The organism is Fluviicoccus keumensis, assembly GCF_004217445.1.
GTDB lineage: Bacteria > Pseudomonadota > Gammaproteobacteria > Pseudomonadales > Moraxellaceae > Fluviicoccus > Fluviicoccus keumensis.
The window spans coordinates 147,347-159,340 of sequence record NZ_SHKX01000012.1 but is presented as its reverse complement, the minus strand read 5'-3'; the positions used below and the strand labels follow the sequence as shown (position 1 = coordinate 159,340).

Sequence of the window (11,994 nt, the reverse complement as noted above, 5' to 3'; positions counted from 1 at the left end):
GCGATGAAGCGTCAGTATTTGATGTTGTAGAAAAGGTCGAGCGCGTTTTCCAGCGAGGACACGGCTTCCAGATACAGGCTGTGGCTGATCTTGTAGCGCAACGTCACCTTGCTGACCGGAGTAAAAACACCGACGCCGTAACGCAGGTAGAGCCGCGGGCTGAGATAGCCGGAAACGGTGAACTGGGTTTCATCGCCAGCGCCCTCGGCGTCCAGCGCCACATCCCGCAACCCGACTTTGCTGCCGATATCCGAGGCGATGCCCTGTCCGCCGCGAATACCCAGGCTGAGCGCCGCCGAGGCCAGCAAGGCGGTATCGCTGCCGCCGCCGACATTCAAGCGCCCTTCCTGATACAACGGCCGCCCGATCAGCAGGTAGCCCAGCATTTCATCCTGGGTCATCGGCGTATCCGAGAACAGCTGCACGGTCGGTGCATTGGCGCGGCCCTCCACACGCACGCCCACCACCTGATCGGCGACCTCCTTGATCGCCTCAATGTTCAGCGCGGGTTGAGTGACAGGCCCGGCGAACAACAACTGCCCCTTGCGGATTTTCAGCTTCTGGCCATAGGCCTCGTAGCGCGCCTCGGTATTGGTGCCGGTCGTTTTCAGCTCGATTTCGCCGGTGGCCTGCAAGCCGCGCTGTTTTTGCTGCTGCAGGCGCAGTTCGCCGGACATGAAGCTGCTGAGGCCGAAGCCTTCAAACTGAACCTTGTCGCGCAGGAGCAATTCGATATCGGCGTTGACGGCCCATTGCTTCATGCTCTTCGCCACCCGCGCCCGCGCCTTGCGCGCCTCGTCCACCACGCGGACATCCGGCGATAACGGGATCGCCTTGTCGGAGAGGGCTTGCGGGCGGAGGAAGGCTTCCGGCACCACCACCTTGCCGTTGATATCGACCAGATAGGGTTTGACGCTGATATTCAGGTCCGGATCGACTTGCGCTGAAATCAGGGGCTTCTGACGCAGCGCCAGATCCTTGCCGGTCAGGTGCAACGCCATGGACGGCTCGCCCTTCCACTCCGCCTTGCCCTTCAGCACAGCCTGACCCTCGCCGCTCATGAACGTACCGTCAATCCCCGCTTCCTGGCCGCGAATGGCGGCATTGATGTTGATTTTGGTGAGATCCAGCGGCGCATCCCGCGCGGAAATTTCCGCGCCGGCGAGTGTGAAATCCCCATAAAAATCAGGGCCGGTGATGGCGCCGCTAAGACCGCCCGCCAGATTCAGTTCGCCGGACAGGTGCGCCATGCCGGGGAAGAAGGGCTTCAGCACGGCCAGATTGACCTGTTCCAGCACCAGCGCGCCGTTGATCTGATAGGGCTTGCTGGCGGGATCCAGCCAGGCTTCGACATAGCCCTGACCGATATGGGGGGCCTCGGTTTCGAAGCGGAAGCGCAGCCGTTTGTCTTCACTGGCCACCTTCAAACCCAGGCGGTCATAGGGCAGCGTCAACGGATCATCATCATCCTGCGCCAGCCCGATGGAGCCTTTGCGCGTGGTCAACTGAACAGCCAGTTGCGGCAGTTCTCCCTTTTTCCAGTCCAGGGAAGCATCGCCTTCCAGGCTGCCGTTCCAGGCCAGGCCTTCAGGGAACAACGGCGAAAGACGGCTGATTTCCAGGCCTTCCAGACCCAGTCGCGCCCGCGCCTGGGCCGGAGCCGCGATCAGTTCCTCACGGTTGCAAAGCCGGGCGCCGTCGGCTTGCCAGCAATGCGGCCCCAGCGCGACATGATTATCCGCCGCCGCCCACCGTACGGGGAAAGCGCCTTCCTCCTGACGCCAGTCAAAATCGTCAATGGAAACCAGACTCTCCAGGCTTTCGCCATGCCAGCGGCTGTTGCCGGTTTCATCCTTGTCAAGACCGCCTTGCAGCCGACCCTCGGCGCTGACCGGGTCCGCTTCCACCTGCCAGTCGATCGTGTGCGCCTGCCGGGTGCCTTCAACGACAACCGTGGCATCCGGCACAATCCGGTCCGCATAGCTCAGGTTATGGCCGTGAATCTGCAGGAAACCGTTTTCCTCCGCCAGCGCGGGCATAAAACCGCTGACGCTGAGGCTGTCGCCGCTGAAACCCCACCCCTTGAGATTGCCCCCCAAAAGGTTCAGCGTCACCGCCGGGCGATTGAGCGGTCCCTGCAACTGTGTCACGCCTTCCAGCGCGCCGTCGAGACGGCTGTCCAGCAGCGACAACTGCTCCAGCGCCGAATCCAGCGTCAAATCCCAGTTTCCCGCCCACAGCCCCCCTTCGGCCTCCAGATGGTTGCGGCCCCAATCCAGCTTGACCCCCTGCCCCTTGAAGTCCGGATAGCGCTGGCCCGGCTGCAGACGCATGGTGATATTCCCCTGCACGGCGGCGGGCTGATCACGCAGGGTGCCGCTCAGGGCCAGTTGCTGCAGCGTGATATCGTGATGACCTGCTTCCAGACGTCCGGAGGCCGTCACGGGGCCGCTGACTGTGGCGGGCCACGCCGGAGCCCAGAAGTCACTACGGAAATCCGTCAGGCCCAGACTGGCATTCCACTGCCAACCGCGTCCGGCGGGGCTGACGGAGGCATCGCCGTTGACGGCCCCGGCCAGCCCTTCGTAATGCAACAGATCGGCATTAAAGGCGCGGCCGCCGCCATGACCGGTGATTTCCCAGTCCCCTTCCGGGGTTTTGGCCGACTGCATCGCCATCGATGTGGACAGTCGGTAATGGTCCAGGGTTCCGGCCAGTTGCAGCGAGCCTTGGCCGGACCGGGTCTCTCCCAGCCCGGGTATATCGCGCTGCATGTTCCGCCAGTTGAAGCCGAGCGTGACCGGCTGGTGCCACAGCCATGGCCAGCTTTCGCTCTGCAAATGAACATCCCAGGTTTCACCATTGTCCCACTCGGCCTGCACGCCCAAGGCTGCTCCCTGCGCGGTTGCGCGGCCCTGCGTCAGCAAGCTGCCGGTCAAGGGCGACAACAGCCCGTGCACCTGCGGCCAGTGCCGGGAAAGATCCACGCCATCCCAGCGCGAGGCGAGGTTCCAGTGCGGCTGCCCGACCCAGCCGATATCCCCGGACAGGCTGAGAACACCGCCCAACCGGGTGCGGGCCTGCAACGGCAGCAGCAGCAGGGAATGCCAGTCGGTGCGGGCGTACCAGCGATACTCGCCCTTGGGAAAGAGCTTGCCCTCCATATCGGCGTCCCCGACCATGGACAGACCATGCCGGTCGCCGCGCACCTGCACCGCGCCGCTGCGGGTTTTCAGTTCCAGATTGGGATACCAGGGCACATCCATCTTGCCGAACCGCAACACCCCCTGATAATCCAGGGTCGGCTGGACGACGTTCAGGGTCGTTATCACCTCCACCGGCACCGGCCGGCGATGCACCAGATTGACGTGCAATGCGGCCAGGTCGCCGTCAACCCGCGCCGTCAGCGGTTTCAGGCCGTGACTGGTGAGAAAGGCCGTCTGCAGACTGCCCGTCGCCTTGAGGGGATATTGCGCCAGGAAGTCGATGCCGCCGCTCAAACGGGCGTGAAAACGCGGGTGATCCAGCTCGACATCATCCACGTCGAGATGTTCGTGGAGCCACGCGGCGTTTTGCAGGGACAGGCGCGTGGCGTCCAGCGTGCCGGTGGTCTTGACCACGGCGACCTGATCCAGCACGCCCTCCGCCAGCACCAGCCGGAACGGCAGGCGCAAGTGCTTCAGGTTGACCGGGTTGGGGTTGGGCGGCCCATTGAAGATGAGTCGGACGTTCCGCCCCCGCAGGGAGTCGACAAACAGCTCGCCGCGAAGAAATGACGCCCAGGTAACCTGCAAGGAAACACGATCGGCATCAATGTGGAACTTCTTGCCGGTGAAGCGGAAATGACTCAGCTGCAGGCCGTCGCGCAGCGTGCCGCCCTCCACCTGAAACTTGATCAACGGCTGCAGCGCCGCGACTTTTTCCAGCAGCCAGCGGGTGCCTTGCGGCGACCCGGCCGCCAGACACAGCGCCACCCAGACCACAAACACCAGCACCAGCAGGACAAACAGCAGATGGCAGCTGCTGCGCCACACGGCGCGCAAGCTCAGGCGCAACCAGCGCCGCAACTGCTTCTTGCGCGCCCCCCTCACAATGCCGGCCCCATGAAGAAATGGATGCGGGGGGACGGGTTGGGCTCGGACACGTTCCAGGCCACATCCAGACGCACCGGGCCGACCGGGGAAATCCACCGCACGCCGACGCCGGCGCCGGTCGCCAGACCTTGGGAAAGGCTGTCAAAAGCGTTACCGGTATCCACAAAAGACGCCAGACGCCAGCGCTTGCTGAACCGCCAGGCGTATTCGGCACTGGCGGTGACCAGATTGGACGCACCAATCACCTGACCGGTGCTGTCCTTGGGCGACAGGCTCTGGTAATCAAAACCGCGCACGCTTTGATCGCCCCCCGCATAAAAACGCATGTTCAGGGGAACACTGTCGAAATCACTGGTCAGAATGGCGCCGACATCCGCCCGCAGCAGGAAGGAATGCTTGTCGGCCAACGTGCGCAACACACGCCAGCCGGCGCGCAGCGAGATGAATTCGGCGTCGGATAACAGCGAACGGGAGGCCAGTTCGGCCTGATAGTACTGGCGGTCGCCCCAGACCGGATCCGCGCCGCCGCGACTGCGGGTGCGATTGTAGTTGACGCCGGGCAACAGCAGATTATTGGTGGTGCTGACCCCGCCGACCTGCCGCGAGGTTTCATTGCTGTAACGCAGGGTATAACCGCGCTGCCAGCCGTCCGGCTTGCGGATCAGCCTTTCCACACCCAACGTGGTGCTGTAGGTGGTGGCGGTATCCAGCACTTCCCGCTTGAAGCCCGAAAAGAATTGCAGGGTGTCGTTCAGTGGGTGGTTCCAGGGAATGCCGTAACGCAAGGTCGCGCTCTGCCGGACCCGGGATACTTCGGTCGAGGACTCCACACTGTGCCCCCGGTCATTGAGCAGCGGCCGCCGCCACGCCAGGCTCAGCCGCGCGCCGACATCGGTGGCGTAGCCAAGACCGGTATCAAGCTGATTCGGCTTTTCCGCCGCCAGGGTGACATTCACGGGCACCCGCTCATTCACCGCCAGATCGGGCTCGGCGCGGACACGCACTTCATTGAAATAGCGGCTGTCGAGCAACGCCTTGTTGAACGCAATGATCTTGCTGGCTTCGTATGCGTCGTCGGCATGGAACGGCGCCAATTTCTCCAGCCAGGCCAGCCGCAGGGGCAACGGTTTGCCTTCGGTGACCGAACTGAACTGCACTTCGCCGAAGCGATAGCGCGGGCCGCTGTCATATTCCAGGGTGATCGAGGCCGACCGCGTATCCGTGTTGACCTCAACGCTGTGTACTTTCCACTCCCCGCCGAAATAGCCCCGCTCCAGCGCCATGTTCTGCACCAGGGTCTTGATCGCTTCGTAACGGCCGTGGTGGAAAATGTCGCCTTCGCTCAAGGGCAGGGTTTCCAGCAGCGCGGTGAAGGCAATATCGTTACTGGCCTCGCCGGCGTAATGCAACTCCAGGTGGCGGACGATCACGGGATCGCCCGGTTCGATCACCGCCTGGACAATGCCATCCTGCTGGGTAATGCGGATTTTCGACTGGTAATAGCCGACCGCTTCCATGGCTTCACGCGCGGATTTGCGCAGGCGTGACTGGGTGTCGCGCCAGTTTTGCAGGTCGTCGGGGGTCACGGTGCCGAGATAGGCTTCGAGGTTGGCGCGGACATCGCCGGAAACGCCGTCGATGCGCAGGTTGGAGCTATCCTGGGCCAAAGCCAGGCCGGGCAGGCACACCATCCCTATCAACAGCCACTTCTTCCAGCCTTGCATGCCCATGACACCCCCGGTTTACAGCGGAATGATACCGAATTTTCAGCAGCTTACCGCAGGGTTGAACCGGGAATGGTTACAAAAATCGGGCGAAGTGCTAGCCTCGCGTAAAAACCGCTCATCCGGACGAGTCTTGCCTCATGCATAACCAGTTTTCGCTGCTGAATACCCGCCGCTTCCTGCCTTTTTTCCTGACGCAATTCCTGGGTGCGTTCAATGACAACGTCTTCAAGCAGAGCCTGATCATCCTGCTGGCCTTCAACGCCGCCACCATGACCACGCTGCAGCCTGTCGTGCTGACCAATCTCTGCGCCGGGCTGTTCATCCTGCCCTTCTTCCTGTTCTCGGCCACCGCTGGACAGATTGCCGACAAGTACGACAAGACCCGTATCATCCGGCTGGTGAAGGGCGCGGAAATCCTGATCATGGTGCTGGCCGGCTTCGGCTTCCACTTCCAGCAACTGTGGATGCTGCTGGCGGCGCTGTTCCTGATGGGCACGCACTCCAGCGTCTTCGGGCCGATCAAGTACGCCATCCTGCCGCAAAGTCTGGAAAAGGATGAACTGGTGGGCGGCAACGCGCTGGTGGAAACCGGCACTTCGCTGGCAATCCTGCTGGGGTCGATGCTGGGCGGCTGGCTGATCTCGCTGGGAGACGGCGGCCGCGAGATCGTGTCGTGGACGGTGCTGGGCATTGCCGTGCTGGGCTTCTGGATGAGCTGGCAGATTCCGCAGGCCCCGGCGGGCAACCCGGAGCTGAAGATCAACTGGAACCCGTTCAGCGAAACCTGGCACAACTACCAGTTCGTGCGCCGCAACCGCGTGGTGATGCTGTCGGTACTGGGCATTTCCTGGTTCTGGTATTACGGCGCCACCTTCCTGACGCAGATTCCCGCCTATACCAAGGAAGTGCTGGGCGGCAACGAACACGTGGTCACCTTCCTGCTGACGGTGTTTTCGGTGGGCATCGCCATCGGTTCGCTGCTGTGCGAACGGCTTTCGGACAAGCGCGTGGAACTGGGGCTGGTGCCGTTCGGCTCCATCGGCCTGACGCTGTTCGGCGTCGACCTCTTCTTCGCCACCAACCACCTGACGCCGGAAACCACCACCGGGCTGGCCGAGTTCATCGCCAAGCCGCTGCATCATCGCGTCATCATCGACCTGATCGGCATCGGCGTCTTCGGCGGTTTCTACATCGTGCCGCTGTACGCGCTGGTGCAGAGCCGCAGCGAGCCCGGCCATCGCGCCCGCACCATCGCCGGCAACAACATCATGAACGCCTTCTTCATGGTCTGCTCGGCGATAGTCGCAGTGGTGGTGCTGAAGGTGCTGAAGTTCACCATCTCGGAACTGTTCCTGCTGACCGCCGTCTTCAGCGCCGTGGTGTCGCTGTACATCTTCACGCTGGTGCCGGAATTCCTGATGCGCTTCCTGGTGTGGATCTTCATGAGCCTGTTCTACAAGGTCGACCGCAAGGGTCTGGAACACATTCCAGAGGAAGGCGCGTGCGTGGTCGTCTGCAACCATGTCAGCTTTTATGATGCACTGATCCTGTCCACCGCCATCCGCCGCCCGATGCGCTTCGTGATGGATCACCAGATCTTCAAGATTCCCGTCATCAGCTTCATCTTCCGCACCGCCAAGGCCATTCCGGTGGCCCCGGCCAAGGTCGATCCGGCCATGCTGGACAAGGCTTATGACGACATCGCCGCCGCGCTGGCCGAGGGCGAGATCGTTTGCATCTTCCCCGAAGGCCGCATTACCGATACCGGCGAACTCTACCCGTTCAAGAACGGCGTGCAGCGCATCATCGACCGTACGCCGGTGCCGGTGATTCCGCTAGGCCTGCAAGGCATGTGGGGCAGTTTCAGCAGCCGGCGCGGCGGCGCGGCCTTCAAGAAGCTGCCGCGCCGTTTCCGCTCGAAAGTGGCGGTGGTGGCGGGAACGCCGGTGCCGCCGGAAGGCGTGACCCCGGAATACTTGCAGGAACGGGTGCTGGAACTGCGCGGCGATGTGAAATAAGCCCGCTTCCCCCGCTTTGCCTCCCTGTCGGCAAGGGCTATGCTCAAGGCTAGCCTAATCCGACAGGGAGACCGTCATGACCGCCCCCGATCCCCATGCCCCGCTCCGCGATGATGTCCGACTGCTGGGAAGCCTGCTGGGCGACACCCTGCGCCAGCAGGTCGGACAAGCGCTGTACGACCAAGTGGAAACCATCCGCCGTCTGGGCAAGAAAGCCCGCGACGGCGACCCCGACGCCACCCGCCAGCTGAACCAGACCCTGGCCGCACTCAGCGACGCCGACCTGCTGCCGGTGGCGCGCGCCTTCACCCAGTTCCTGAACCTGGCCAATATCGCCGAGCAGTACCACCGCGTGCGCCGCCGCCGCGCCTGGGACAATTGCGAACAGCCTGCGCCGCAGCCCGGCTCGGTCCGCGAACTGTTCCCACGGCTGGCGGGGCAGAACATCAGCCCGGATGCCCTCTGGCAGGCGGTTCAGGAACTGGATGTGGAACTGGTGCTGACCGCCCATCCCACCGAAATCAGCCGCCGTTCGCTGATCCAGAAATACGACCACATTGCCGACTGCCTGGAAACACTGGACCAGCAACGGCTGACCCCCGCCGAACGCCAGGCGCTGCTGGACCGGCTGAAGCGGTACGTCATCGCCGCCTGGCATACCGATGAAATCCGGCAGCAGCGCCCGACGCCGGTGGACGAAGCCAAATGGGGCTTCACCGCCATCGAGCAGACGCTGTGGTATGCCATTCCCGATTTCCTGCGCGAGTTCGACGCCACCGTTTTCGCCCATACCGGCCGCCGCCTGCCGCTGGACCGCGCGCCGATCCGCTTCGCCTCCTGGATGGGCGGCGACCGCGACGGCAACCCCAACGTTACGCACCGGGTCACGGAAGAAGTGCTGCTGCTGTCGCGCTGGCAGGCCGCCGACCTCTACTGGCGCGACATTGACGCCCTGCGCTCCGACCTGTCGATGCAGGATTGCAGTCCTGCCCTGCGTGAGGCGGTCGGCGCGGACTGCCGGGAGCCGTACCGGGAAATCCTGCGCGAGGTGCGTCATCGCCTGTACCTGACCCGCGAATGGCTGGGCGCGCGCCTGCGCGGCGAAACACCCGATGACACCGGCATCTACCGCGACGCCGCCGAACTGCGACAACCGCTGATGCTTTGTTACGACTCGCTGATCGCCTGCAACATGCGCGACATTGCCGACGATGAATTGGCCAACATCCTGCGGCGGCTGGCCTGTTTCGGGCTGGAACTGCTGAAACTGGATATCCGCCAGGAATCCGGCCGTCATGCCGATGTACTGGATGCCATCACCCGCTACCTGAAGCTGGGTTCTTATCTGGATTGGAATGAGGACCAACGCCGCGCCTTCCTGCTGAAGGAGCTGGACAATCCCCGCCCGCTGCTGCCCCGGCACTTGCAGGCCGCCGCCGATGACCCGATCAACACCCCCGAGGTGCAGGAAGTGCTGGCGACATTGCGCGTGCTGGCGCGGCAACCCGCCGGGGCGATGGGCGCCTATGTGATTTCCATGGCGCGGCAGGCCAGCGATGTGCTGGCGGTGATGCTGTTGCAGAAGGAAGCCGAGATTCCGCATCCGCTGCGCGTGGTGCCGTTGTTCGAAACGCTGGCCGACCTCGACCGCGCGGCCGACGCCCTGGATGCGCTGCTGTCGGTGGACTGGTACAAGGCGGCCATTCGTGGGCATCAGGAAGTGATGATCGGTTATTCCGATTCCGCCAAGGACGCCGGTTTCCTCACCGCCAACTGGGCGCAGTACCGCGCCCAGGAAAGCCTGACTGCGGTCGCCAAAAAGCATGGCGTGCGGCTGACACTGTTCCACGGGCGCGGCGGTTCGGTCAGCCGGGGCGGCGCGCCGACCCATCAGGCGCTGCTGTCGCAACCGCCCGGCTCGGTCGGCGGCGCCATCCGCGTGACCGAGCAGGGGGAAATGATCCGCTTCAAGTTCGGCATGAAGGACATCGCCCTGCGCAACCTGGAGCTGTACGCCGCCGCCACGCTGGAAGCCACCCTGCTGCCGCCCCCCGCCGCCAGGCCTGAGTGGCGGGCGCTGATGGACCGCATGACCCAGACCTCGCTGGCCGTCTACCGCGAAACGGTGCGCGACGAACCGGAGTTCATCCGCTACATGCGCACGGTCACGCCCGAGCAGGAATTGCAGATGCTGCCGCTGGGTTCCCGCCCGGCACGACGGCAGACCACCGGCGGCATCGAATCGCTGCGCGCCATTCCCTGGGTGTTTGCCTGGACGCAGGTGCGGCTGATGCTGCCGGCCTGGCTGGGCACGGGACGGGCGCTGGGCAACGCCATGAATGACGGCTTCACCCCGGTCATCCACGACATGCGTGAACACTGGCCCTACTTCCAGACGCTGCTGGACATGCTGGAAATGGTGCTGGCGAAATCGGACGAAGCCATTGCCGCCTATTACGAAGCGCACCTGACCGACGACCCGGCGCTGGTAAAGCTGGGCGGGCTGTTGCGGGCGCGCTTGCTGAAGACGGTGGGAATTCTGCTGAAGGTCAACGAACAGCGGGAACTGCTTGAATCGTCACCGGTGCTGAAACGGTCGATGACGGTGCGGACGCCCTATGTGCTGCCTTTGCACATGCTGCAGGCGGAACTGATGAAACGGCGGCGGGAAGCTCCCGCCGGTTCGAAGACACATGATCAGGCGCTGATGGTGACCATTGCCGGGATCGCGGCGGGATTGCGGAATACGGGGTGATCACTTCCCCGGATGCCCCGCCTCCTTGATGGCATCCTTCACCTGCGGCGGCATGTAGTTTTCGTCATGCTTCGCCAGGATTTCTTCCGCCTGCACCTTGCCGTTGCTGTAGGTGCCGGTCGCCATGATGCCCTGGCCTTCCTTGAACAGGTCTGGCAGGATGCCGGTATAGGCCACCGGCACCTGTTGTTTCAGGTCGCTGATCACGAATTCCACCGCCAGCGAATCGGGCGCACGCTTCAGCGTGCCTTTCACGACCAGCCCTCCCACCTGGATGCGCCGCCCTTCCGGCGCTTCGCCGTTTACCAATTGCGAGGGCGAATAAAATGCGCTGATGTTCTGCCGCAGGGCATACGTCACCAGACCCGTGGCCAGACCCAATCCGGCCACCAGCGCCAGGATCAACAACAGCGTGCGTTTACGCTTCGGATGCATCGTCACTTTCTCCGGAAACTGCGGAATTCTTGCGCGCATCCCGGCGCAGTTGCGCCAGCTGCTCGCGCATGAAGCGCGCGCGCTCGGCGCGAGCCTGCCACAGCAGGCCGAACACTACCAGAAAAGTCAGGCCGTAGCAGGTCCACACATAGGGGCCATGCTTGCCCATCGCCATAAAATCGGCCCACGATTCAAATGCCATGGCGTTCTCCCTCGGCGCGGACAATCTCGCGCACCCACTGGCTGCGGCGTTCGCGCTGCAAGATGACATTGCGGGACTTCAGCACCACCAGCAGCGCGAACAGGGCATAGAACCCCAGGATCATCACCAGCAGCGGCATCCACATTTCCGGGGGCATCTTCGGCTTCGACGTCAGCGTGAAAGTCGCGCCCTGATGCAGGGTATTCCACCACTCCACCGAATACTTGATGATCGGCAGGTTGATGACGCCCACCACCGACAGGATCGCCGCCGCCTTCGCGCCCGTGGCGCTGCTTTCATAGGCGCCGTACAACGCCACCACGCCCACATACAGGAACCACAGGATCAGCATCGAGGTCAGCCGCGCATCCCACACCCAGTAGGTGCCCCAGGTCGGCTTGCCCCACACAGCGCCGGTCACCAGCGCCAGGAAACAGAACCAGGCCCCCAGCAAGGCGATGGCGCGCGCCACCATCTCTGCGGTCTTCACCTTCCACACTAGGCTGATGACGCCGCACACCGCCAGACCCAGATAACCGCTCATGGCGATGCTGGCGGCAGGCACGTGGATGAAGATGATGCGGTAACTGTTGCCCTGATAATAATCGGGCGGCGCAAAAGCCAGTCCCCAGACTGTGCCGATGCCGATCAGCAGTCCGGCAATCACCGCCAGCCAAGGAATGAACTTGCCACTGATGAAATAGAAGTGCTTGGGACTGACCGTTTGCAGGAAGGTCTGCCACGCGCGGTTAAGCCAGTTCAT

At 63.3% G+C, this 11,994-nt stretch carries 7 protein-coding genes; 2 read left to right on the top strand and 5 right to left on the bottom strand.

All coding sequences use genetic code 11. The annotated features are described in order from the left end of the window. Positions 1-11: 11 nt before the first annotated feature. Both EV700_RS08850 and EV700_RS08845 read right to left on the bottom strand, forming a co-directional pair. Complete coding sequence (locus tag EV700_RS08850; protein ID WP_130412873.1) at positions 12-4,091, bottom strand: translocation/assembly module TamB domain-containing protein; 4,080 nt, start codon at positions 4,089-4,091, stop codon at positions 12-14. Continuing rightward, complete coding sequence (locus tag EV700_RS08845) at positions 4,088-5,818, bottom strand: autotransporter assembly complex protein TamA (RefSeq protein ID WP_165391403.1); 1,731 nt, start codon at positions 5,816-5,818, stop codon at positions 4,088-4,090. The genes EV700_RS08850 and EV700_RS08845 overlap by 4 nt, the downstream gene beginning before the upstream one ends. Positions 5,819-5,958: 140 nt before the next feature. Between EV700_RS08845 and EV700_RS08840 the strand changes: the two genes are divergently transcribed. Then, entirely contained in the window at positions 5,959-7,839 is a 1,881-nt protein-coding gene (locus EV700_RS08840) for an MFS transporter (protein WP_130412869.1), read from the top strand. A 76-nt stretch (positions 7,840-7,915) separates the two neighbouring features. Next, positions 7,916-10,594: a phosphoenolpyruvate carboxylase gene (ppc, locus tag EV700_RS08835; protein WP_130412868.1), complete on the top strand. Its 2,679-nt coding sequence runs from the start codon at positions 7,916-7,918 to the stop codon at positions 10,592-10,594. On the opposite strand, the gene ccmE is transcribed toward ppc, so the two are convergent. Genes ccmE through EV700_RS08820 form a run of 3 tightly spaced genes read right to left on the bottom strand, consistent with a single transcriptional unit; the run spans position 10,595 to position 11,994 of the window. Beyond that, the gene (gene ccmE, locus EV700_RS08830) at positions 10,595-11,029 is read right to left on the bottom strand and encodes a cytochrome c maturation protein CcmE (protein ID WP_130412866.1); all 435 of its coding nucleotides are present in this window, start codon (positions 11,027-11,029) and stop codon (positions 10,595-10,597) included. Next, positions 11,013-11,231, bottom strand: coding sequence for a heme exporter protein CcmD (ccmD, locus tag EV700_RS08825; protein WP_165391402.1), 219 nt, complete (start codon positions 11,229-11,231; stop codon positions 11,013-11,015). The genes ccmE and ccmD overlap by 17 nt, the downstream gene beginning before the upstream one ends. Further along, on the bottom strand, positions 11,221-11,994 hold the full coding sequence (locus tag EV700_RS08820) for a heme ABC transporter permease (RefSeq protein WP_130412862.1): 774 nt from the start codon (positions 11,992-11,994) through the stop codon (positions 11,221-11,223). Before EV700_RS08820 ends, ccmD begins: the two co-directional genes overlap by 11 nt.

Excerpts from the sequence above, each read along its gene's own strand:
- ccmD (WP_165391402.1), bottom strand. The coding sequence starts at position 11,231 with ATGGCATTTGAATCGTGGGCCGATTTTATGGCGATGGGCAAGCATGGC.
- EV700_RS08840 (WP_130412869.1), top strand. The coding sequence starts at position 5,959 with ATGCATAACCAGTTTTCGCTGCTGAATACCCGCCGCTTCCTGCCTTTT.
- EV700_RS08845 (WP_165391403.1), bottom strand. The coding sequence starts at position 5,818 with ATGCAAGGCTGGAAGAAGTGGCTGTTGATAGGGATGGTGTGCCTGCCC.
- ccmE (WP_130412866.1), bottom strand. The coding sequence starts at position 11,029 with ATGCATCCGAAGCGTAAACGCACGCTGTTGTTGATCCTGGCGCTGGTG.
- ppc (WP_130412868.1), top strand. The coding sequence starts at position 7,916 with ATGACCGCCCCCGATCCCCATGCCCCGCTCCGCGATGATGTCCGACTG.
- EV700_RS08820 (WP_130412862.1), bottom strand. The coding sequence starts at position 11,994 with ATGAACTGGCTTAACCGCGCGTGGCAGACCTTCCTGCAAACGGTCAGT.